Genomic DNA, 25386 nt, shown 5'->3' on the forward strand with positions numbered 1-25386 from the left:
GGCCCGGGTGATCGGGATAAAGAACACTTAAGTAAGGCAGCTAAGAATGGGACAGAGAGTTCAATTCGGAGAATTTTGGTTCTTGTATCTGCAAACACTTAAGCAGATGAAACGAGCCGTATTATGGTCGCCCTTGTTAATTCTGGGGCTGCTGACGATAGGACTGGCGGCAGCACATTACTATATTTTTTCCCCCGTATTGGGTCCGTTATTGAAAGGCTGGTTAGGCTTTACATATCCTCAATTTAAAGACGCCTTTTTTCACTATCCGAACCATTTTGTCTTGTTACCGCTAATTCTTGATACTTCAGTACGGGTGTTTTCCATACTCGTGGAAGCGCTTTTCCTGGGAATATTTTCCGATTTAATGATTTCCGTATATCGGGGAGAGAAACCTGCTTTTAGTCAATCATTCGGTCGAGCCGTAAAAAAATATATAAAATTGACTTCGGTGTGGGGTGGATTGCTGGTTGTTCTCTATTTGCTTTCTCTTTATTATTATGATTTTCTTACGGACGTCATTGGACTTACGTTGAAGCAGTCGCCCCGAAGACAGGTAGCGGCTTTCTTCTCTCTGCATTTTTTGGCGATTGCGGTATATTCCCCATTTATATTTATTATCCCCAGTATTATGGCAGGCGGTTCGTCGCTTTCGAGTATAATAGGCAGGGCCCTTAAGACTTTTATTCGCCACCCGATAGTTGCCTTTGGAATCGTCCTCATTCCTTATGTAATATCAGCTACTCCGGGCTTACCGTTATCGTTTTCAGCTCGCGTTGTTGAGGTGTTTAATCCGGAAATGATTTTTTATCTAATTTTGACGTCAATCGTAGTCAGTCTGATTGCCAACTTCATCATGATAGGCACCGCCGTAAAGTTTTTTATGGATCAGAATGAATCATAATGGAACCGGTCCAAGTATTTTTAATTGTTTCGTTCGGCCTGTTATTACTCAGTATTTTTCTGGTTATATTATACAAGCGGTTTTCATCTTATAGTCGTCCGCTTTTATATTTTTCCTTTATAAACGTCATCGGAATCGCGGCGTTGTATATTGAACTCGGACAATTTCCGCAGCTCTGGAAAACGGCTCATATCCTGGTGTATGCTTTTATATCGTTCATGCCATTTACATGGTATGTTTTGTCGAGTTGCTGGGCGCAGGATAAAAACGAATTCGAATCAAAACACAGATTGTTTCCTCGTCTGTTATTCTATCTGGCAGTCCTAATATTCGTAATTATGATCTGGCAAAAGGCAGTGGATGTCGTTATTATTGGCGACCGCTGGTTTATAGATTTTCCAAAATGGCGTTTTTTCATAAATCTGAATTTAATTATATGCCTTACGGCCGGAGCTTACGCCATTGAAAATCGCTATCGTTCATCGTTGGGATTATCGCGGGAAAGAATCAAGAAATCGTTTTACCTTTTATTGACGTACGTGATAAATTTTCTGGCTCTGGCAACAATCGCCATAATATACGGCCAAATCAGTGATTATCTTTTGGCCCTGAATTTCTTTCTGGCCGGACTGATTTGCCTGTTTTACGTGAGACATGTGATAAGATTCGAGCCGGAAAATGATGGAATCATAATTTCACGGAAAGCGTCATACTCATCAATCGTTGTTGTCATTTTTGGCTTATACTTTTTGGTCATTGGCTTGACAGGCGAAATATTGAGAAAACTGAATTTGAATGAAGGGGCTTTTTTTACAGTTGTAGCCTTGATTTTGATAGTCTCGACATTTATCGTTTTTTTCTATTCTCAGGCCAGGCGCTCGCGATTAACCGGTTTGACCGATGGAAGTGGGCATATATCTTCGGGACGCAAATACGATGTAGAATGGAAAGAATTCGCCGAAGAAATCTCTGCCACGATAGAATATGATGAGATTTATTTGCGCACCAAAAGATTATTGCATCGTATAATGAAAATTGAGGACAGTTTTTTTATTCTCAAGGAATCCGAACCGGGTCGCGATTATAGATTACTGGTCGGTGATGATATCGACCGTATTATTCCCGAGAAGAATTTGAATCAATTGTGCGATTGGCTGCACCGGTTGGGGCGCCCGATTGAAGTGAGTGATGTCAAAGATGTCGGAGAGATGGAGCTGAATCAGTATCAGGAATTGGAAAGGCTAATTCCGTTTAATGTATTTCTGCTTGTTCCCTTCGCGGCGCGCCATCAATTTATCGGTATGTGGGGAATTGGCCTTCATAATTCGGGCAGAAAACTTCTCAGTGACGAAATAGGTTTTGTCGAAGCCGCGGCCGGACCGGTCGCCTTGACTTTACATGGAGCGCGGATTACCGAAGAGCTGGTTACGTCGCGAGAAATTGAATCATACCACCGGTTTTCATCGTTTGTGCTGCACGATCTCAAAAATTCCGTCGGGATGCTATCGATGCTTTTGCAAAACGCCGACAAGAATATAGCCAATCCCGATTTTCAAAAAGAAGCCCTGGTGACAATCGGAAGGGCGGTCGATCGCCAGAAGAAAATAATATCACGCCTCACCGAAGATCGCGGCGAAGATAAATATTTTATTAAAGAGACTAACCTTGCTGAATTAATCAAATCCGCTACTGAAAGAGTTAGGATCGATACCATTCCCCAGGTTGATTTGAATTGTGAAATTGACGATAACGTTACAGTATTTGTGGATCCGGAAAAAATAGGTTCGGTGTTTGATAATTTGATAATGAACGCGGTCGAAGCGATGCCGGAAGGAGGCATTTTATCAATCAATATTGTATCTGAAGTTGATAGCGAAGCGATCGGAATAAAATTCAGCGATTCCGGTTGCGGGATGGATGCCGATTTTATTAATTCAAAATTATTTCGGCCGTTTAGCTCTACCAAAAAGCATGGTCTCGGGATAGGTATGTATCAGTCTCGAGAAGTTATACTTAAACACGGCGGACGCATGGAAGTAAAAAGCGAAATAGGTCGGGGAACCGATTTTATAATCTACTTACCCGGAGAAAGATAAGTGGCCAAACCTGTTATTCTCATAGTTGATGATGAAGAGGGAATTCGGTCTCAATTAAAATGGGCGCTGATTGATGATTATGAGGTTGTTGAAGCGTCGGGTCCGGATGATGCCCGCGCCCTGGCTTTTGATCATAAGCCCCTGATTGTTCTCCAGGACATAGCTTTGAATACGCGGGAAGGTGCCGCCGAAGGTATAGAGTTAATAGAGTATTACCTCAGGTTAAATTCTTTTTGCAAAGTTATTATGGTCACCGGACATGGTCAAAAAGAAAACGCTCTCAAAGCTGTCGCCAAAGGCGCATATGATTTTTTTGAAAAGCCGGTCGATTTGGATCAATTGAAAATTATCATGGATCGGGGCCTCCGGATGGCATCGCTGGAGGAAGAGAACCGGCAACTATCGACCGAGTTGGCCAATGTCAAACGATTTGACAATATCATTGGCGATTCGGATAAAATGCAGGAAGTCTATAAAATTATCGAAACGGTATCGGGAACCGATTATAAGGTTTTGATAACCGGGGAATCGGGGACGGGTAAAGAATTGGTCTCAAGAGCAATTCATAATTCCGGTCTTCGAAAGGGGCAGCCCTTTGTAACCATAAATTGCGGCGCGATTCCCGAAAACCTGCTCGAATCGGAATTATTTGGACATGAAAAAGGGGCCTTTACCGACGCCCATGCGCAGAAAATCGGTAAATTCGAGTTGGCTAATAACGGCACGATTTTCCTCGATGAAATTGGTGAGTTGCCGCTAAATCTTCAGGTTAAGCTACTGCGGGTCTTGGAAAACCATATTATTGAAAGGGTTGGCGGACGAGCGGAGATACCTCTCGAGGTTCGTGTCCTGGCGGCGACCAATCGAGATTTACTGGAAGAGGTTAAAAAAGGCGCCTTTCGTCAAGACTTATATTATCGACTATCAGTAATAACAATCGATTTACCGCCTCTCCGGGAGCGGGGAGACGATATCCTGTTGCTGGCCAAGACATTTCTAAATAGATACGGCCTTGAAAACAGAAGGACCAACCTGTCATTTTCTGAGGCATCAGCCCGCGCAATAGCGTCTTACGAATGGCCTGGTAATGTCCGTGAGCTCGAAAATAAAATTAAAAGAGCTGTTATCATGGCTCAGGACAAGAAGATAAAACCGATGGATTTGTCGTTACCCGCGGTTTCGGGAAACGGTGCCGGCCGGGCGACTTTGCAGGATGTCCGTGAAGAAACCGAAAGAGAATATATACTTGAATCCCTGATTAGAAACAATTGGAATATATCCCGAGTTTCGCGAGAATTGGGTACCAGCCGAACGACCCTGTATGATTTGATTGAGAAATACCGTCTTAAAGATAAATAGCTGTTCAAAATTGCGGTTTTTGCACATTTCCCCCTAAATAAATTCATCACCTTAACCGATTATACAACTATACCATAGTACGTTACAAGACGTTAGGGAAATACAAAATATGAAAAAAGTACTGCTTGTTGATGACGACGTTGAAATGTCGCAATCACTAATCAATTTATTTGACCCTGATAAATACGCTTTCCATCATCTGGAAGATGGACAGGAAACGACGAGTTATATTAAACAGCATGAGGAAAATCTTGATCTCGTAATGCTGGATGTGAACCTGCCGTCGTGCTCCGGTCTGGATGTATTAAGAAATATAAAAAAGATCAAGGATAATTTACCCGTCATAGTTATCTCCGGTTTTGTATCAACCGAAAATGCGATGGAAGCTATGCGCGAGGGTGCGTATGAATATTTAACCAAGCCATTTGAACTGAATAAATTGATTGAAATAGTTAATAAAGCATGCGGTTATCAGCAGGAGCCCCATATCAGAACGCCGCATGTGATCGCATCGGATGATGATAAGGCGAAAGATATTATTATCGGTCAATCGCCCGAAATAGTCGAAATTGCCAAGATGATTGGTCAGGTCGCCAAGACCGATGCGTCGGTTCTAATTTTCGGCGAGTCGGGCACCGGAAAAGAATTGGTAGCTCGCGCTATTCATCGTAATAGCCTGAGGCGAAACAATACTTTCCTATCGGTCAACTGTGCCGCGTTATCCGATACCCTGCTGGAGTCGGAATTATTCGGTCATGAAAAAGGAGCCTTCACCGGCGCGTATTTCAAGCGTATCGGAAAATTCGAACAATGCGATGACGGGACAATTTTCCTTGATGAAGTCGCTGATATGTCGATGTTGACTCAAGGAAAAGTACTTCGCGTTTTACAGGAAAAAGAATTTGAGCGGCTGGGTGGTAATGAGACAATTGGTGTTGACGTCCGGGTTATCGCGGCAACAAATAAATCATTAGTTCAATGCATGAAGGATGGCTCTTTTCGAGTTGACCTCTTCTATCGATTGAAAGTTGTTTCTCTGTACATTCCGCCTCTGCGCGACCGTCGCGAGGATATACCTCTCCTGGTAGATCATTTTATCAAGAAATATAATAAATCCCTGGGGAAAGACGTCCGTTCCGTTTCCAAAAAGGCCAAGACAGTATTATCGAAATATATCTGGCCGGGAAATGTCAGGGAACTTGAGAATAATATTCATACCGCTATGGTCATGTCCAAATCAGATATGCTTCAACCGGAAGATTTCCCGGTCTGCAATGAAGACACCAATAAGGTTGAAATTGATGTGGAAGGCTTGCAGGATAATTACACCGAAATGTTTGCTCGCCTGATTGAGCCGGTATTTCCAAAACTGATCGGCAGCAGCGAGGGCGGTATTTATCATCTGATGCAGTCATCCATGGAAAAGGCTTTGATCTCCGCCTGCCTGAAACATTTTAATTCCAATCAGGTCAAGGCTTCGGATATGCTGGGTATATCCCGCAATACTCTTCGGGATCGCATTAGCAAGTACGGCATATATTAGGCGATTCTATATTTCGAATTTTCCTGTGAGGAAAGGTTTAATTGGCCGCAATTAATATTGCGGCCTTTTTTTATCAGGCGTATATTGGCTAATATGGGATGATAAATATGCGAATATGTCATTTTGCCGACAATCATCTGGGCGCCGGTTCCGGACCGCGAGAAAACGATATCTTCGAAGGCTTTAAAAGAGCCGTCGATAAAATTGTTGAATTGCGCCCCGATTTAATCATAAACGCTGGCGACCTGTTTCACACAGTACAACCATCCAATAAAGTTATCGCCTTTGCCTCCCGCCAGCTTTTGCGTCTGGGACGGGATCATAAAATTCCAACGGTCATAATTTCGGGTAATCATGACGCTCCCAAACAAAAATATATCGCCGCGGCTTTATCGATATTTGAGGATTATGAAAATATTCACGTTATATATAAATCGCGCTATGAAAAAATCAGGATTGGTGATGTGTCCGTCTCAGCCGTTCCTCATTGCCTGACGCCCGAAATTTTGCATCAGGAGCTCGCCAGAATTTTACCGGTTAATGACGCTTCTATCAATATCCTGGTTCTGCATGGTGTGGTAGGCGGTATCAAAGCGTTTCAAATGGCTGATTTGTCGGAGCAGATGATTCCGTCTGATTGTTTTAAGAATTTCGATTATGTCGCCCTCGGACATTATCATAATTTCACGAAGGTTGATAAAAATATTTACTATTCCGGTTCAACCGAGCGTTTATCCCAGGCCGAAAGCGGCTATAAGAAAGGTATTATAGAAGCTGAGTTTGGGAAATCCGGTTTAACGGATATTAGATTTCATGAGATACCAACCCGGGTTATGCTGGATTTACCGCCGGTCGAAGCAAGGGGGCATTCGGCGGATGAAATCATGGCGCAGATTGAACAGAAGATAAGGGATAAAACGCCTGAGGATAAAATTATTCGCCTGAAGGTTGATGGAATTTCAGAAGAGACATATCGGGCATTATCATTTGATAAAATAGCCGAGATGAAGAGCAAGGCGTACTCGCTCGATATTCAGTTTATAAAGGAAGAGAAAAAGGAAGACAGCCTCTATGCCGATTTGAATCTGGGGCGGCTTGATTTGGCTTTTGAAAAATTCATTTCGTCCAGTTCAATTGAAAAGCTTGAAAAAGAAAAATTGGCTAAGATGGGAATAGATTATCTAAATCGAGCCGAAGAAATAGACGACTAAAAACTATATTCCCGAGTGAAATTTATATTGCGATTTTTTATAATACCGGCGATTATTGCGTATCAAATATTGATTCCGGAAATTTCAGGGGGTAGCGATGCAGACATTTGTTACGGCCGATAAGCGGCGCATGTATGAAGATTTAGCCTGGGCCTGGCCGATAATCAGTCCTCCCGACGATTATATCGAAGAAACCGAAGAATATGTCAAACTCATAAAAGAGCATTCTCAGATTCCGGTCAAGAATATCCTGAATATGGGATGCGGCGGTGGCCATAACGATAATACGCTGGCCAAATATTTTGATGTCACCGGAGTGGATATCAGTCATGATATGTTACATCTGGCCCGAACCCTTAATCCCGATGTCAAATACGAGCATGGGGATATGCGCTCGGTCCGATTGGGACAAGGGTTTGATGCCGTTACGGTATTTGATTCCATCAGTTATATGCGGACGCCGGAAAGTCTGAAAGCGGCTTTTACGACTGCCTATGCTCATTTGAGACCCGGCGGCGTTTTCCTGACCTGTGTTGAAGAAACTATTGAGACGTTCAGACAAAATAAAACCCGGCATACTACTCGAAGCCTGGGCGATGTTGAGATTACTTTGATAGAAAATTATTATGATCCGATCCCGGATGATTACTGCTACGAGGGGAATTTTATCTACTTAATCAGGCGTTCCGGAGAACTTTCGATTGAAATCGATTGTCATTTGTTGGGGCTGTTTGAGCTGACGACCTGGATGGATTTGATGAAAGAAGTCGGCCTTGAAGTATTTAAACGCGATTCAATGATACCGATACCGGATGGGGTAACGACACCAATACTAATAGGTTTAAAACCGGTAACGCATATTTAAAATAAACCGGGAAATACCTCCGAATTCTGAAGTTTTTCCCGGCTGTATTCTATCGATACTATCTTTCTTTATAATTGTGTGTCGTCGTCGTTTTCGGCTAATATTCTTCGGAAGCAAAATGTTCCTATAGAAATTACACCGCCCCACATGATAATTAACATAATCCATCCGCCTAATTCCATCTTACACCTCGCTTCCGGTTTCACGTTTACGTTTTTGCCAAGCAATACGGACTAAAATACAGAGAACTAAGAATACGATTACCAAGCCGATGCGCGTTCCCAATATATAGGGCATATCCTCTTCGGCGACACCCCTCATTAGAATCACATCGACCCAATCCTGAACAAACCATGTTCCCAAAATAGCCAGTAGAAAAATTGGAGTGACATACTTGATAATATACTTGAAAAACCCGGGAACTCTCATCTTGGAACCGACATGCATTTCGGCCCAGAGTTTATCGATTCCAAAAATCCAGGCTACCAGAATAATTTCAATCGTCGCGCCCAGGACGATTATAAAGCTCCCTCCCCAGAAATCAAGATCGCCCAAGACTCCTTTATCAAAAAACCATATTGCCGGTTGACATAATATAAAAGTGCTCAGGGCGAAAGCTATGACCGCTCTTTTGCGGCTCATTCCGAATTCGTCCTGGAAAAAGCCTACCAACGGCTGTGTCAGGGATATCGAAGATGTTATGCCTGCCAAAAATAGCATTAAAAACCAGAGAAAACTGAATAACTGCCCGAATGGTATCTGGCCGAATATTCCGGGCATAGTAACGAATCCGAGGTTAAAGGCGCCGGAATTGGCTATTTCGACGATGCCTTCATTGCCAAAGAAGAAAAACGCGGCCGGGATGATAAGCGAACCGCCCAGAATGACCTCGGCGAATTCATTGGTACTTGCCGCCGATAACCCCGCCAGAGGAACATCATCGGTTTCTCTAAGGTAACTTGAATAAGACAGGATAACGCCCATACCCAGAGACAAAGTGTAGAACACCTGTCCTGCCGCGGCCAGCCAGACTTTCCCGGATTTTAATTGAGAGAAATCAGGATTCCACAAAAATCCAAGGCCGTTAAACTCGCCCCAATCCATGGTGATGACTCGAATTACTAACAGTATGCCGAAGATTAATAGAGCGGGCAGGGCAATATTGCACATTTTTTCGATACCGCCTTTAATGCCAAAAAATGTGATGAAGATATTGACCGAGAATGTAATTATGAAGAAAGTAAACGCGGCGCTTAAACCGCCAAACCAATGATTGTGTTCAATTCCCTGCAATCCGGAAAGGAAATTGGTTAACTGTCCTCCTTCGCTGGCCTGACTCAAAGTTCCAGTCGCTGAATAGAAACAATACGCTAATGTCCATGATTCGATATAAACGTAATACATATAGATAATCAACGGACCCAATATGCCAAGAACACCGATATATTTAATCGCCCGATTGCGTTTCCATAATGATTGGAAAATACCGGGCGCTGAAGAATGGCCGTAACTGCCGCCGTAGCGTCCGGCCGTCCATTCTACCCACATCAGTGGGATCCCAATTAACAGAAACGCGCATAAATAAGGAATCATAAACGCGCCGCCGCCGTTTTGGGCGGCCTGAACCGGAAATCTCAGGAAATTACCTAAGCCGACCGCGGAGCCTGCGACGGCCAGGATGACCCCCATTCTTGTTCCCCAGCGTTCTCGGTGTTGAGCCATAAATACCTCTCTTGCTAATTAACGCGACGAAATTTCATCCAGACCAATATATATTATATGAGTTTTGATCTCTGATGGTGGTAAAATTGATAATATCATATATAAAGCGCTTGTTGAAACTATTTGAGATTTCATTTTGTAAATAGTATGACGCCTGACCCCTCCTTGTCAATATTAATATTTGCCGGGCGAGAGTTTTGTTTTTGTTGACCGGAATGAGGCAAGAGATTATTTATATTTAAGCCAATATACGAAAGGAGACATCATTAAATGATGAGAGTGACAAGATTTTTTATTATTGTCTGTATGATCGCCGGATCGGCATCGGGGCAGTTTCTGGGGCAAATGACATCGGCAGATTGTCTTGAAAAGGGAACTAATATTGGCGGAGGTTATTTAATTATCGCCGAGGACGCGTTAGGCGTGGTCGGTTCATGGCGAATGGGACTGGCTGAGTATATCGAGGGTCGCGTTAGAGGCGGACTTATTGATCCGGAAAGAAGCGACGTAAATTTAATATTGGGAATTGACGCTAAATATCAATTGTGGGAATATATCCGAGGGGAAAATCCTTTTGATATGTCTCTCGGGACAGGAATAGAATATTCCAGGTTTGATGACGGGAAATATTTTAGCCTGACCGGTTCGATAACCGGATCCTATACGCATGATTTGCAGAGCGGAAAAAAAATTGAACCTTACGCTCAACTGCATTTGCGTCTCCAGCGGGTCTCGACCGATGATATTTATAATGGGGTGGGTCAAAAGGTTGGCGGCGGTTCCAATTCCGAACTAAAATTAGGCGGCAGTATTGGAGCCGTCTTTAGCGTTATGACACTGGCTGATTTTACCGTCGAATTACAATTGGATGACCAATTCGCGATCATGGCGGGCCTGGATTTATTCGAGTTTTAATACTTGAAATAATCATTTCATAGAATTGAATATAGATGGAATTTTGGGATGTCTTAATTTTAGGCGTTATTCAGGGGTTAACTGAATTTTTGCCGATTTCTTCATCGGGCCATCTGGTCATCAGCCAGCATATGCTGGGAATCAAAGCTCCGGGAGTCAGTCTTGAGATATGGCTTCATTTCGGTACTTTGGTCGCGGTGCTGGTATATTATTATAAACGACTCTTTGGAATCGTAAAAGCCTTGCTGGGCCATTCTGAAAACCGCGATGAAAACCTGCGTCTATTGCTGGCAATTATTGTCGGGACAATTCCGGCCGTGATAGTGGGGTTTTCATTAAAATCATCAATCGAATCGGCTTTTGGCTCAACAGCCTTTACGTCGGCCATGCTTGTTGTTACGGGTATGATCCTCCTGGCCAGCGGATTAGCCCGCAATAAGAACCTGCAAATAAATATTCCTCGAGGTTTCGCTATCGGGATTGCCCAGGCTTTAGCTATTTTACCCGGCATATCTCGCTCCGGAAGTACAATCACCTATGCCATGCTTTTGGGAATCAAGCCGGCTAAGGCGGCGGAGTTTTCATTTTTACTCGCCATACCGGCTATCGGAGGAGCATTTCTGTTGGATTTATTATCGAGTGATAATATGGCCTGGTCGGGAAGCGAAATCGGGTTGTACTTAATTGGAGCTTTAGTGTCCTTTGTATTTGGATTGCTCTCGATTCATTACCTTCTGAAACTGATCGCACGCGGTAAGTTTTTTATTTTTGGGTTTTATTGCCTTGCCGCGGGAATTATTTCTTTTATATTTGTCAACTGATGCGGAATATTATTATCATACGTCTGGGACGCTTGGGTGATGTTACGCTAACCGGGCCGACTATTAAAAATCTGCGTTTTCTATATCCGAATTCAAAAATATTTTACATAACACGGGAGCCATATCAATCTCTGTGTCATTCGCTTTTCGGAGTCGATGAAGTATTAACTTTTCCCGATAGGGGGAGCTATCTTGATCTTATTAAACTATCAATTAAGTTAGATGATTTCCAACCCGACCTGGTCGTCGATTTACATAAAAATTTCCGTTCCTTTCATCTGGCAAATTTATGCAAAGCCCGCTATAAAGTAGTTTATAAAAAAAGGCGCAGAGAGCGGCAGGCAGCCGTCAATGGAAAGAAATTCGTTTCACCGATACCGCATACGATTGATCAGTATAATCTCGTAATAGATCGGCTAAAGGGCGAACGTATCGCCAAACGGCCGGATATATTTTTGCCCTATGAAAAATTGTCGGATTATAAATATCGGAGAGAAGGCGTTGCCGTCGCGCCGGGCACCGGTTCGCCCGTTAAAAGCTGGTCGATCGAAAATTTCGTTTCCGTTATTGAAAAAATTGTTGGTGATTTTAATTTTCCGGTGTCGGTATTTCTGTCATCGGCGGATAAGGAAATTGAAGATAAGCTTTCTCCTTTGCCGAAAGACAAAGTTTCAATTTATAAGGATGAACCGCTGGATCGAATTTGCGAACTCCTGTCACTGCATCGCTTGAGTTTGACCAATGATTCCGGATTAATGCATCTCTCCTCAGCATGCGGGACTCCGACTATGGGACTGTTCGGGCCGACTCATGAACAGCTTGGATTTTATCCCATGGGAATCCATGATAAGATGCTGGGCACGGACGAAAAATGCCGCCCCTGTTCGCTGCACGGCAATGTCCCTTGTTATCGAGAGGAACAATACTGTTTCACTCGTTTGACGGTTGATCTTGTCTACGAACAGGCGGCAATAATTCTCAATCAGGAAGTTCTGTCTCCGGCCGTATTTATTGATCGTGACGGTACCTTGATAGTCGATAAGCATTATCTGGCCGACCCGGAAAAGATTGAATTTATTGAAGGCTCGGTTAACGCCTTACGAAAATTGAAAGAGGCCGGATTTAAAATCGTGATTATCTCCAATCAATCGGGCGTGGCGCGGGGCTTTTTCCCCGAAGAAACCGTTGTGAAAGTAAATAATCGTCTGGTAGAATTACTGAAAGAAAATGGTGTCGAGATAGACGATATCAGATTTTGCCCGTACTATCCCGATGGAGATGTTCCCGAATACACCAGGGAAGATGAATGCCGCAAGCCTCGACCGGGGATGATTGAAATGAGCGCGACCGAATTGGGAATCGATTTGAAACGATCCTACATGATTGGCGACAAACTGGCAGACATTCAATGCGGTCAATCCGCCGGAGCGATACCCGTCCTGGTTCGCACAGGTTACGGTAAAGACACAGAAAAAGAATATCCCCCCCTGCCATATCCCTCTCCGTATTATATATGCGATAACTTAAACGCCGCCGCCGACAGGATTTTGTCATAGATATGATTCGTGAGGCTTTATATCAAAAAAAACTGCAGAACAACCGGGTTCAATGCTTATTATGTCCGGCCCTTTGTCGGCTGAAACCGGGGAAGCGAGGAATATGTCATTCCCGATTTAACAAAGACGGCCGGTTGGTTACCGATAATTTTGGCGAAACGGTAACCATTGCCATCGATCCCATTGAAAAAAAGCCGCTATATCATTTTAAGCCGATAACGAGTATTGTATCAATAGGCGCCAACGGATGTAATTTATCCTGCCGCCATTGCCAGAACTGGCAAATATCGCAGGAAAAAGTTCCAACTGTTTATATTGCTCCTGAAAAATTGCCGGGAATAGGCGCTCAAAAAGATTCAATCGGAATCGCTTATACCTATACTGAGCCGTTTATCTGGTTTGAATATATTTTGGATGCGGCGCCTCAAGTCAAAAAGGCCGGTCTTGATAATGTGATAGTTTCCAACGGATATATTAATTCTGAACCATTAGAGAAATTGCTCCCCTATATTGACGCTTTCAATATCGATCTCAAAGGAATGAAACCGGAATTTTATAAACGTATTTGTAAGGGCAGACTCGAACCGGTTTTGGAAGTTATCAAACTTATCGAAAAATCACCGGCTCATCTTGAGTTGACCAATTTGATTATACCCGGTCTGAATGATGACGATGATGACTTTCAAAAGCTGGGCGAGTTTGTGAACTCGGTAAACAAAACTATTCCGGTGCATCTTTCGGCGTATCACCCGAGTTACCAATTAAATAATCCCCCGACACCGGAAAAAACAATGAGACGGGCCTATTCCATTCTGAAAAAGTATGTCAATAACGTCTTTGTAGGGAATATGAATATCGAAGGACTGGCCGATAGCCGTTGCCCCTCATGCGATCAGGTTATTATTAGAAGGCAAGGGTATCGAATAGAAATGACGGGTTTGGATGAAAGCGGGGTATGTTCGTTATGCCACATGGAAACTGGTATTGTCCCCGGGAATTAGTTATATTATCGACTGCAGTAAGAGTAATAATGGGTCGATACAATTTAATATCAAGCAGTTATGGCGCTTCCATCGTCTAATAGTATAATTATAGTATATGGGTGGGAACCCAATTTGGCCGCTTATCGGTTTTAATTATGATGAGATTAAGATTTTTTATAATTAGTTTTTCCATCGTCGCCATTATTGGCTTTTTGTCAATTGAGCAGGCGCAGGCGCAGTTCTATTTTGGCAAAAATAAAATTCAGTACACGAATTTTAACTGGCAGGTAATGACGACCGAACATTTCAAGATATATTTTTACCCTTCAGAATTGGAATTAGCCGAAATCGCAGCCTGGTCCGCCGAAGAATCCTACAAACGTCTCGCGTCGCTTTTTAATTATGAAATATATGAGCCAATTCCGCTGATTATCTATAGTAATCCCAACTATTTTGTGCAAACCAATACGACATTTTACTTTTTGCCCGAAAACGTGGCCGGTTTCACCGAACACATGAAGGGTCGGGTGGTTGTACCTTTCAACGGTTCGTACTCCGATTTCAATAAAGTCATCTGGCATGAAATGGTGCACGTCTTCACTTTCGCTAAGATTGGACAGACAATGCAGGATTACGGCCGTATGGCGTCGGCTTTTCCGCCGCAATGGTTCATCGAGGGGCTGGCTAATTACTGGTCTCGTGAGTGGGACAGCGAAGGCGACATGGTTTTAAGGGATATGGTCATCAACGGTAATTTGCCGTCCATAAGAAACATATGGATTTATAACAATACCTATTATGTGTATAAGCTGGGCGAGTCAATTTGCCATTTTATCGCTGATGAATATGGTGAGGATAAAATTACAGAATTATTTGAAAACTGGTCGGTGGGAAAAACATTTGATGATGTTGTTACTTTTACGCTGGGGCATAATTTGAATGAGCTTTCCGAAAAGTGGTCATATTATCTCAAAAAAAAGTACTTCCCGCAGATAGCCAATCTTGATTTACCTGATAAAAGAGCTACCAGGTTAACCAATCGAATCTTCGCCGTCCGACCGGTACCGGTTACCTTGACCAACGAAAACGGTATCGAAGAACCCTGGGTGATATACAAAGCCAACAAGGTTGGTTATTCGGCCATTTATATGCAGCCGGCCAAAGGGGAAAGCAAAAAAGTAATAACTCTTCTTAAGGGCGAACGATCGGCCAAGTATGAGTCGTTGCATTTGCTGTCGAGCGGTGTCGATCAATTTGACGATAAGCTGCTGGCCTTTGCATCTAAATCACAGGAACGGGATGTACTGTATATTTATGATCTGGATCATCGAAAAGTAATCACAAAGTATGAGTTTGAAAATCTTATCGGATTAGTGTCGCCTCGATTTTCTCCCCAGGGAGATCGGGTTGTCTTCACCGGATATCAATTGAGCGGATATGCCGACATCTATATGATACATCTCGAGTCGGGGGAATTGACGCAGCTCACCGATGATCTCTATAATGATCTGGACCCATCATTTGGATGCAAAGGAAACTCAATTATATTTTCATCCGATCGCGGAGGTTATGGATCCGAAGGATATTTATCTCTGTACCGCATTAATCTGGATGACCGCCGATTGAGACGAATTACATTTGGAAAGTGCCATGATCGATATCCCTCAGAGAGTCCTGATGGTCAACAATTGATATTCTCATCCGATCGCGGTGAAGAACGGTCGTTTAATATATTTAGCCTTGAACACGGACGAAAACTATCCAAAGTAACCGAATATTTGACCGGGGCATTCGATCCCCGCTTTAATAAAAACGGCGAAGAGGTTTATTTTTACGCCTATCAAAACCGCGGCTTTCATTTGTTTCGCTCAGATATAAATACTATGAAAACCGTCCCCGTCGATGAAAAAGAGAATATTGAGGTGCGCTGGATTCCGCAAAAAATAGGCACAGAAGCCCGGGAATCCACGGTTAAGTATAAGACTGATTATTCTCTTGATATCGCTCAATCGACAGTCGCTTATGACGGCGTTTATGGAACAATTGGCGGGATTCAGGCGGCGGTGAGCGATATGCTGGGTAACAACATGTGGATATTCCTGTTGTCTAATACGGCCCAGAGTAAAGATGATATATTGACCAGTTTCAATGTTGGCGTTACCTATCTAAGGCGAACAAATCGTTTAAATTGGGGAGTGGGCGCGTTTCATTTATATGATGAATACTATAATGATTTCGACGGCTTTTACTTTGAGCGACTCATCGGTGGAGTTGGCTTACTAAGTTATCCCCTGACAAAATTCGACCGTATCGAAACATCACTGTTTCTGAGATACAGCGATAAAGAAAGATTCGCCGGTTTACAGCGGCGCCAAGCTCTACCCGCGACTCAGCTATTTAGTTTTATCACTGATAACACGCTTTGGGAACCTTTGGGCCCGATTGAGGGACGGCGGCTCAATTTAACAGTCGGTTTAAGCTACGATTTGAATTCGGCCGAAACATTTAACCGCCTGGCATCTATTGATTTTCGGCATTATCTAAGGCTGGGCAATCGCTCATCATTTGCCAGTCGATTCTTTGCTTATTCATCGGCTGGCACCGAACCGCAGAGAATATATCTTGGAGGCAGCTGGTCATTTAGAGGCCTCAGCCGTCGGCATTTCTACAATCGTAACATTCTTTTTAACTCTATGGAGCTTCGATTTCCTCTGATTAGTAACCTCATTATCGGATTCCCCATCGGGGCAATGAAATTCAGCGGTATTCAAGGCGCCTTATTCCATGACGCCGGAACCGCCTGGGATGATAACTGGATAGGATGGCGAGGATCATTCGGTGCCTCAATACGGGTAGCCCTGGGTTATTTGGTAGTCCTCAGATTTGATTTTTCCCGAATTCATAATTTTCACGGTATTTCAAAAAGTACAAGGACCGACTTCTTTTTCGGGTGGAATTTCTAATGAAATCCTTATTTCCGATATTATCAGCGGTCGTTATTTTTTTATTCTCGGCCTGCACCGTTCCCAAAAAATTAAAGCGCAACAATGGGTATTTTAAACCAATAAATGAACAAAAATTGGGCGTTTATCCTTCTGATGGAAATCTTACCGGGCAGCTAAATCTTTTATACGAATATAAAATCAAAGGCGCTCCGACCGACCCGATAATACTCGGCGACCGCTATCTCAGCGTTCGAACCTCTCGCAATCGCGTGGTTTTTTATGATCAGGAATCAGGGAAGAGGGTGTGTCGGATTAAACAGGGACGAGGCTTTATCTTACCGCCGTTGTTAACCGACTCATTAATTGTCTATGTAAAAAAGTCGCCTCTGGGGCAGATTAGAGTCCAAAATCTCTTTACCGGCAAGAAGATAGGCGAACTTAATGTAAAAGATATTCGATCCGGGCCGATAATAGTTAATAACAGCCTTATTGTGGGCACTACCACCGGCTTATTGTCGCTCAATTTGACCGATTTGCGCCGGGAATGGAGGTTGAAAAACGATGATGTCGTTGATATCCTTCCGGTTTATGATGGTTCTCAGATTTATTATGCGGCCGGTAGTGGTCAGGTAAAGGCTGTTGAGCCCGGCGATGGTTCTTTGATATGGGAAATCGATTGCAATGCCTCGATAAGTTCAAAACTGGGTATCGGTCGTTATTTATATATCGGTTTAACCGACGGCGATATTCTGGCGCATGATAAGAACAATGGTAGTGTTGTATGGCGAACCGGTATCGGGTATGCGTATAGAGGCAAAGCCGTGGAACATAACGATAGAATCTACATAGGATGCACCGACGGCAAAGTTTATTGTTTATCGGCCGAGGATGGCGGAATAATTTGGGAGTATCAGACTGACGGTGTTGTCGTCGCCAGCCCTGTTATACATAGTCATACCGTTTTAATAGGGTCGTATGATCGGAATTTTTATAGTCTCGATGCCGAAAGCGGAGAGATGTTAGATAGCCACAATTTGGAAGGGCCGGTCGCATTTGCGGCGGTAATTAATAATAACAGGATTTTTGTGGCGTGTCAGAAAAATCGCATCTATTGTTTTGAGGAGCACTAATGGAACGCAATATAAATCTTAGCGAGAAAAATCTTCAAACCGATATTAAAAGCCTGACCCGGGAGATTGTCCACGAACTGTTTTTGATTTGTCGCAAAGCCGGAATATATGCCATTGACCATCCCATGATTCTCAATGGCCTCTCCAAGCCGTTTCTGGGTTTGCAACGCCTGTTCGGATTTAAAAAATATTTTATATTATATTTCACTGAGGGACGATTATACGCCAATAATATTCTCATGGCCGATGCCGGGGCCGTGAACTATCTTAAAGATAAAATGCATGAGCTGGATATCAAATCGATCGCTTTCGACGAAAATCTGACAGCCGGTGAGTTTACTGCTTTTATTGAGCGGTTTGTCGGACGTATAAATCCTTCTCACCCTGATTATGCGATGGAATCATATTTAGAGAGGCTACGGATTTCGACGATTTTAATCAATAGTCCCCTAATTGAAAAACTATATAATACCGGTTTACGGTATCGCGAAGTGCAACTTGATGATTTTTCCGTCAGGCGCATGGTGACGGATTATTTATCGGGCGATATTAATCTGGCGGTAAAGATGCTGGCCGGCGGTTATATGGATACCGGTAACCAGGCCGAAGACTCCGGAATCGATTATCATAAAGAAATCGTGCAATTTATATTGCCAGAAAAGTTTTCGGAGTTGCAGTCTTCTGAGCTGTTGTCGATGGCCTTGAGGATTCTGGAGGAAAATCCCTATAAGAACGATGAGTTACCCGACGAATTGATTCAACTTATTCATTCTTTTAATTTCCACCCGCGCCGTGACGAATTGACCAATAAAATCCAATCGCATTTAATGGATCAGGGTTACCAATCGAATATACTTGAAAATTGCTTATCCGTTCCGGCCTCGATTATGCTGGAAACAGTTCAGGATATTGATCGTATCGGCAATGATATTTATTCTGAAAAGTACCGGGAAGCGCTCTATGGCGAATTCCGTGATGCCTTTATCAGGTTGCTGCGAACCCGGCAGATTGGTAAAGCGGCCAGCATTTCCGAAAAGGTAGTAAATTACCTCGCCTCCGATACGGCCATCTATCGCCAGCATTCAATTTGTCTATTAAAAGATATAATAGCCACCAGCATCACTGCGGGAGAAAACGAGTTTTTGAACGCGATTCTGCGCTATATGCAGTCTTTGTTTACTCGCGGACTGGAGTCATTTGAATTCTCCGAAGTCGCCTTTGAGCTATTAAATGTTATGATTTCTATGCAGAGATATAAGGCTGTCGCGGAATTTTTAAATGTTCTCAGCTCCAGCCGCCGTTATGAGAATGGGGTTTTAGTTTATGACTCGGTTACGGTGCGACGTATCTTTGAAGTGCTGGATAATAAAGAATTGATCTCTCAATTGATAAGGGGAATTCAGACACCGAACGGTAATCTCGTTAAACAGGTACGAGATATTTTAATAGCCCTGCAATCAGAAGAGGTTGCTCTTCAATTAGCGGAAATCGTAATCCACCCTAACCGTCAAATCCGTCAACACTGTTTGAAAATTCTATCGGAATCGGGCCAACCGGCGGTGAAAGTATTTTCGGATATATTGAGGGATGAGAAATATTTTATGCGACCCTTCGATCGCCGCGAATTGCCCGATGAAAAGTGGTATCTGATTAGAAATGCTATTTTTGTTCTGGGAAATTTGGGGGACAAGGAAGCCTGCGATGCTTTCAGGTTCAGACTATCAGACTCCGATGTTCGGGTTCGCCTTGAAATGGTTAGAGCGCTGGAGAAGATAGACGCCAATGAATCGGTTGATTTGTTAATGCTCCTTGCGGAGGATCCCGATAGCTCTGTCCGTGAAGCCGCCATTATCGTTTTGGGCCTGAAGAAAAGAAGCGATTTATTCCCGTTTTATGTTGATCTGATCGGCCGGCAAAAGGGCGAGGCCGACCGTATTATTAATGCCCTTGCGCTCACCGGGAGTTTGGAAGCACGCGATTATCTCTGGAATCTTCTGCAAAACGATCAAAAATTAAAAGAATTATCGTCCGGTAAATTGTCCGTAAATCTGATTCAATCCGCAATAATTAAGGCTCTTGAAAAGATCGGCGATGATGAAATAATAAAGAAACTCGAGAATTATAAGCCTGATCAGCAAAATAATATATCAAAAACAGCCAAAATATTTTTAAACAAACTAAATCTAAAGCAGTAATCTAAGCCAAAATAGCATGTAAAGATAAATATAATGCCATTGTGGCGCATAATTTTGTCCAAATTGGCAGTACGACTAATTCTTAGAATTCTAAATTCTCCGTAATTGATTTATATATAATAGCTTATCGTTTTCGGCACTATATTTGATAGATATTTGAAAAAAAGTGCCAAAAGGAGATTTAGATATGAGCAAAAAAATCATAGGAATCGATCTGGGAACCACCAATTCCTGTCTTGCGGTCATCGAAGGACAAGAGGCAAAGATTATAAATAATCCTGAAGGCGGGAGAACAACGCCTTCCGTCGTTGCCGTCGATAAGAAGGGCGAAAGATTAGTCGGCGCTGTTGCCAAACGTCAGGCCGTCACCAATCCGGAGAATACCATTTTCTCGATTAAAAGACTAATGGGGCGGGTATACGATGAGATAACTCAGGAATTGAAAAACTTCCCATATAAAGTGAAGAAGAACAGCAATGGCGAGTTGCGCGTAATTATGAATGGAAAAGATTACGCTCCGCCCCAGGTTTCGGCGATGGTGCTGTCATACCTCAAGAAGGCTGCGGAAGATTATCTTGGGTATGAAGTCAAAGAAGCTGTCATTACCGTTCCGGCCTATTTTAATGATCGTCAACGTCAGGCGACCAAGGACGCCGGTCGGATTGCCGGATTGGATGTCAAGCGAATTATCAACGAACCTACCGCCGCGGCTCTGGCTTATGGACTCGATAAAAAGAAATCAGGCAAAATCGCGGTTTATGACCTTGGCGGCGGAACCTTTGATATTTCAATTCTCGAATTATCGGATGGAGTTTTTGAAGTCTTGTCAACCAACGGCGATACACATCTGGGCGGCGATGATTTTGATAAACGAATCATTGACTGGCTGGCTGATGAATTCAAAAAAACCGACGCAATAGACCTTTCAAAGGACCCGATGGCTTTGCAGCGATTAAAGGAAGCCGCCGAAAAGGCTAAAATTGAATTATCATCTACGCTTGAGACCAATATTAATCTGCCCTTCGTGACGGCCGATTCGTCCGGCCCGAGACATCTCAATATGACTCTCAGCCGGGCCAAATACGAGCAGTTGACTGACGATCTGGTTGAGCGGTCGATTACACCGGTGCGCAAGGCTATCGAAGACGCAGGCATCAATTTTTCCGATATTGATGATGTTGTCATGGTTGGCGGAATGACCCGGATGCCCAAAGTCGTTGAACGGGTCAGCAAAATGTTTGGCAGGGAACCGAATAAAGGAGTCAATCCGGATGAAGTCGTCGCCATGGGCGCGGCTTTGCAGGGCGGCGTTTTGACAGGCGATGTCAACGATCTTTTGCTTCTCGATGTGATCCCATTGTCGCTTGGTATTGAGACCCTGGGTGGTGTTGATACCGTGATTATCGAACGTAATACGACGATTCCGACAAAAAAATCACAGGTGTTTTCTACCGCGCAGGAAAATCAGCCTTCGGTTGAAGTGCATGTCCTTCAGGGCGAGCGCAAGATGGCAATCGACAATAAAACCATCGGGCGCTTTCATCTTGACGGAATACCTCCGGCGCCGAGAGGGATGCCGCAGATTGAGGTCACTTTCGATATCAATGCCGACGGTATTCTCGAAGTGTCGGCGCAGGATAAAGGTACCGGCAAAAAGCAATCGGTGCGTATCGAGGCTTCATCGGGTTTGGCCGAATCGGAAATTGAGAAAATGGTTGACGACGCCAAGTCGCATGAAGCCGAAGACGAGGAAAAACATAAGAAAGTTCAAATTCGTAATGAAGCCGACCAGGCGGTTTTTATGGCTGAGAAGAACCTCAAGGATATGGGCGATAAACTCGATGCCGATAACAAAACCAAAATCGAGGCGGCTATATCGCGAGTGAAAGAGGCTCTTAAAGGCGAAAACACCGAGGAGATTAAATCGGCTTCCGATGATTTGACCGCCGCCTGGCATGCAGCCGCGCAGAATATTTATCAGCAACAAGCGCAGCAACAGGGAGCACATCCGGATCCCGATATGAATACCGATCAAACTTCGCAAGCACAATCTGCAGACGACAGTAAGACAGTCGATGCCGATTATGAAGTTGTTGATGAAGAATGACACACGCTTTAATATAGATTGAGGGCATGGATTGCTCTCTGGTAAAGGGGGCTTTTGAAAGAAAGCCCCTTTTTGTTACATATAGATCGAACAAAACAAATGATTGACCGGAGGCCAAAAGACGTATAGTTTATCGCTATGAAAAAAGAACCGTTTGACATACTCGGTATCAGTAAAGATGCCAGCCGGGGCGAAATCAAATCCGCTTTTCGACGGATGGCCAAAAGGTATCATCCCGATATCGTCGGCGGTACCGGCGATAAATTCAAACGAATACTTCTGGCTTATGAACAAATCGCCGGATATGTCCACGGCGAGGGAGAAACGGTTAAGGATTTTGATTTCGAAGTCAATGTCAACATAGATAGAAAAAAGCAAGTTCAGGATTTATTCGATGATTTCAAAGACGGTATCCTGACATATTTCGATATCGGCAAACCTGAGTTTTTGAATCTGTTTTTGGAATTAACTCCTGAACAGGCTTCTCAAGGAGGAAAAATAAAAATCAATCTCCCGCTAACGTGCAAATGTAAAAAGTGTTATGGCTTCGGACAAATATTTTTTATCCGTTGCAAAAAATGCGGCGGAACCGGGGAAGAGGTTTACCAAAAAAGCACGTTGCTTGATTTTTCCGGAGGCGTTGCGGATGATTCGACAGCCAAGCAGCATATTGATAATCTGTTTTTGACGGTCGTATTCAAAATTGAAGATAAGGCGAAAGATAAATAGATGGCCCGGGATTATTATAAAACTCTCGGTGTGGATGAGAATGCCAAAACCGATGAGATAAAGCACAAGTACCGCACGCTGGCCAAAAAATATCATCCTGACCACAATAAGGGCGACAAGCAGGCTGAGGAAAAATTCAAGGAAATTTCCGAAGCTTACGACGTCCTCAAGGATGATAAAAAACGCCAGCAATATGATACGATGCGCAAATTCGGAGGATTCGATCCTCGCCAGGGCGCGGGCGGTTTTCCCGGAGGGGGCGGAGGACGATTTTATACCAACGGCGATTTCCGGCAGGCTTTCGGCGGTAATTTCGACATGAACGATCTTTCCGGTCTGGGCGGTCTGGGCGATATTTTCAGTTCGCTTTTCGGCGATAACATCCGCACTCGAACGCGGCAGCGCGGTTATGGAACGCCGCCTCCGAACGCTCCCCGCAAGGGTCGCGATATACGCATCACGATGAAAATATCGGTCGAACAATCGGCAACCGGTGTTGCAAAAAAAATCAAAATGCATCTGCCGGAAAGTTGCTCGTCCTGTTCGGCGACGGGATATGTTTCCGGCGGGCAGAGAGTATGTTCGCGCTGCAGCGGCACCGGGCAGGTAACGCATACGCAGGGCGCTTTCGCGATTTCACGGCCCTGTCCGTCATGTCTGGGGCGAGGCGTTGAACCGGGGCAGATGTGCCAGCGGTGCCGGGGAACGGGAGCGGTCAAAAAACGCAAAAAACTATCGGTTAAGATTCCTCCGGGGATTGAACATGACGGAACGGTCAGGCTCAAAGGCCTCGGTTATCCGGGAAAAAACAATGGCCCTCAGGGCGATTTAATTATAAAGGTCAATATTATGGACGATCAAAAATTCAAACGGGAAGACAGCGATATTCATACATCGGTGGACATCAGTTTTCCTCAGGCGGCGCTGGGCGCCAAAGTGGCGGTGCAGACGCTGTCTAAAAAAGTGATGCTCAACGTTCCGGCCGGAACTCAGCCGGGTTCACTTCTTCGGCTCCGGGGCGCGGGACTCAGCGTCGGCGATAAATCCGGCGACCTGTTCGTGACAGTCAACGTCAAAGTCCCCACCACCCTCACCGATAGACAAAAAGAGTTGTTGCAGGAGTTTGAAGAATTGACGGGAGTGGGGGTGTAGATAACAATTGCAGATTAGCAATAAAATCGTTATTAATATTGAAGGTATGATACATTGGATGAGGAAAAATTGTGTAACCGTGATTGCAGTTATTTCTTTATTATTTGCTGCATATAATTTTTATACATTGAATTTTGATGTAAACGTTGAAGTTTTTGCAGGACGTCAGGCCAAGTTTGGCAAATACTTTATTGATGGCGACACTACTATTTATTATCCTGTTGTTTATTTAAGTTTATTATATCAAAATTCAGGGGGGAAAGCTACTGTGATTACAGATACAAAACTATTAGTGAAGTGGAGAGTTGATGGTAAAATCAAAGCTTCAAGAGAATTTTTAATTGAAAGAGAGGTTGATAATTTTTTAAATGAGCCAAATATTATGTCCCAATTTCCCATTAAGCCAATATCAATATTAGGGAAATCTTCTGAATTAAGACAATATGCTTTTACTCATCCACGTAATAATAAAATTCCTGAATTTCAATCTAAATTTGATATTGAAATGAGGATATTTACGAAAGATGAACAAAATTGGGTGAGTCAAAATATATACATTGTGAAAGATAAGAGGTGGTCCTGGTTTGTTGGACAGTTTGACGGCTGATTTAAGGTGTCTTCGGTTTGGTTGATTATGCCGCCATGTTGTTAAGATATACCTCCATCGGTGTTTTGTCATCAAAAAAAGAATGGGGTCGTTCCAAGTTATAGAACCGTAACCAATTCTCGATTTCACGATGGGCCTCAATTCCCGTTTCAAACTCCCATAAGTAAACTGACTCATACTTCAATGAGCGCCACAGTCGTTCAATGAATACGTTGTCCATCCAGCGCCCTTTGCCATCCATCGAGATACGGACTCCGGCCCCGGACAAAACATCAGTGAACTCCGCACTGGTAAACTGACTCCCCTGATCGGTGTTGAATATCTCCGGTTTACCGTAACGTGACAGAGCTTCGGTAAGCGCCTCGACACAAAAACCGCTGTCGATGGTGTTGGACAACCGCCAGGACAACACCGCCCGGGTATGCCAGTCCATTACCGCCACCAGGTACATAAAGCCGCGCCGCATCGGAATATACGTGATGTCGGCGCACCAGACCTGATTGGCACGTTCAATTGACAGACCGCGAAGTAAATATGGATAAACCC

General features: G+C 43.7%; 19 protein-coding genes. 17 read left to right on the forward strand and 2 right to left on the reverse strand.

The features are described from left to right. The first annotated feature begins 46 nt into the window (after positions 1 to 46). The 6 genes from V3V99_11970 to V3V99_11995 all read left to right on the forward strand — a co-directional run bounded on the left by V3V99_11970 (position 47) and on the right by V3V99_11995 (position 7978). Complete coding sequence (locus tag V3V99_11970) at positions 47 to 904, forward strand: hypothetical protein (protein ID MEE9443371.1); 858 nt, start codon at positions 47 to 49, stop codon at positions 902 to 904. After that, positions 904 to 3000, forward strand: coding sequence for an ATP-binding protein (locus tag V3V99_11975; GenBank protein MEE9443372.1), 2097 nt, complete (start codon positions 904 to 906; stop codon positions 2998 to 3000). The genes V3V99_11970 and V3V99_11975 overlap by 1 nt, the downstream gene beginning before the upstream one ends. Then, entirely contained in the window at positions 3001 to 4359 is a 1359-nt protein-coding gene (prsR, locus tag V3V99_11980; GenBank protein ID MEE9443373.1) for a PEP-CTERM-box response regulator transcription factor, read from the forward strand. Between the two features lie 109 nt (positions 4360 to 4468). Next, positions 4469 to 5902, forward strand: a complete 1434-nt coding sequence (locus V3V99_11985; GenBank protein ID MEE9443374.1) for a sigma-54 dependent transcriptional regulator — start codon at positions 4469 to 4471, stop codon at positions 5900 to 5902. A 107-nt stretch (positions 5903 to 6009) separates the two neighbouring features. Further along, a complete protein-coding gene (locus tag V3V99_11990; protein ID MEE9443375.1) occupies positions 6010 to 7113 on the forward strand; it encodes an exonuclease SbcCD subunit D in 1104 nt (367 codons plus the stop codon). A 97-nt stretch (positions 7114 to 7210) separates the two neighbouring features. Beyond that, positions 7211 to 7978, forward strand: a complete 768-nt coding sequence (locus V3V99_11995; protein MEE9443376.1) for a class I SAM-dependent methyltransferase — start codon at positions 7211 to 7213, stop codon at positions 7976 to 7978. 183 nt (positions 7979 to 8161) lie between these two features. On the opposite strand, the gene V3V99_12000 is transcribed toward V3V99_11995, so the two are convergent. Continuing rightward, positions 8162 to 9700 (reverse strand): sodium-dependent transporter, encoded by a 1539-nt coding sequence (locus V3V99_12000; GenBank protein ID MEE9443377.1) that lies wholly within the window; start codon positions 9698 to 9700, stop codon positions 8162 to 8164. A gap of 270 nt (positions 9701 to 9970) precedes the next feature. Between V3V99_12000 and V3V99_12005 the strand changes: the two genes are divergently transcribed. The 11 genes from V3V99_12005 to V3V99_12055 all read left to right on the forward strand — a co-directional run bounded on the left by V3V99_12005 (position 9971) and on the right by V3V99_12055 (position 24840). Then, positions 9971 to 10615 carry a hypothetical protein gene (locus V3V99_12005; protein MEE9443378.1) on the forward strand — a complete coding sequence of 215 codons (645 nt, stop codon included), beginning with the start codon at positions 9971 to 9973 and terminating at the stop codon, positions 10613 to 10615. Positions 10616 to 10650: 35 nt separating this feature from the next. Next, entirely contained in the window at positions 10651 to 11436 is a 786-nt protein-coding gene (uppP, locus tag V3V99_12010) for an undecaprenyl-diphosphatase UppP (GenBank protein ID MEE9443379.1), read from the forward strand. After that, positions 11436 to 12992: an HAD-IIIA family hydrolase gene (locus tag V3V99_12015; protein MEE9443380.1), complete on the forward strand. Its 1557-nt coding sequence runs from the start codon at positions 11436 to 11438 to the stop codon at positions 12990 to 12992. The genes uppP and V3V99_12015 overlap by 1 nt, the downstream gene beginning before the upstream one ends. Before the next feature lie 2 nt (positions 12993 to 12994). Next, positions 12995 to 13993, forward strand: a complete 999-nt coding sequence (gene amrS / locus V3V99_12020) for an AmmeMemoRadiSam system radical SAM enzyme (GenBank protein MEE9443381.1) — start codon at positions 12995 to 12997, stop codon at positions 13991 to 13993. Between the two features lie 137 nt (positions 13994 to 14130). After that, positions 14131 to 16938, forward strand: a complete 2808-nt coding sequence (locus V3V99_12025) for a hypothetical protein (protein MEE9443382.1) — start codon at positions 14131 to 14133, stop codon at positions 16936 to 16938. Beyond that, the gene (locus V3V99_12030; protein MEE9443383.1) at positions 16938 to 18050 is read left to right on the forward strand and encodes a PQQ-binding-like beta-propeller repeat protein; all 1113 of its coding nucleotides are present in this window, start codon (positions 16938 to 16940) and stop codon (positions 18048 to 18050) included. Before V3V99_12025 ends, V3V99_12030 begins: the two co-directional genes overlap by 1 nt. Continuing rightward, positions 18050 to 20245: a HEAT repeat domain-containing protein gene (locus V3V99_12035; protein ID MEE9443384.1), complete on the forward strand. Its 2196-nt coding sequence runs from the start codon at positions 18050 to 18052 to the stop codon at positions 20243 to 20245. Before V3V99_12030 ends, V3V99_12035 begins: the two co-directional genes overlap by 1 nt. 187 nt (positions 20246 to 20432) lie before the next feature. Further along, on the forward strand, positions 20433 to 22352 hold the full coding sequence (dnaK, locus tag V3V99_12040; GenBank protein MEE9443385.1) for a molecular chaperone DnaK: 1920 nt from the start codon (positions 20433 to 20435) through the stop codon (positions 22350 to 22352). Positions 22353 to 22490: 138 nt separating this feature from the next. Continuing rightward, the gene (locus V3V99_12045; GenBank protein ID MEE9443386.1) at positions 22491 to 23081 is read left to right on the forward strand and encodes a DnaJ domain-containing protein; all 591 of its coding nucleotides are present in this window, start codon (positions 22491 to 22493) and stop codon (positions 23079 to 23081) included. Continuing rightward, positions 23082 to 24233, forward strand: coding sequence for a molecular chaperone DnaJ (gene dnaJ / locus V3V99_12050; GenBank protein MEE9443387.1), 1152 nt, complete (start codon positions 23082 to 23084; stop codon positions 24231 to 24233). 7 nt (positions 24234 to 24240) lie between these two features. Next, on the forward strand, positions 24241 to 24840 hold the full coding sequence (locus tag V3V99_12055; protein MEE9443388.1) for a hypothetical protein: 600 nt from the start codon (positions 24241 to 24243) through the stop codon (positions 24838 to 24840). Positions 24841 to 24865: 25 nt separating this feature from the next. On the opposite strand, the gene V3V99_12060 is transcribed toward V3V99_12055, so the two are convergent. After that, positions 24866 to 25386 (reverse strand): IS3 family transposase (locus tag V3V99_12060; protein ID MEE9443389.1); only part of this gene is annotated, 521 nt, incomplete at its 5' end.

Source organism: Candidatus Zixiibacteriota bacterium (assembly GCA_036480375.1).
GTDB lineage: Bacteria > Zixibacteria > MSB-5A5 > GN15 > JAAZOE01 > JAZGGI01.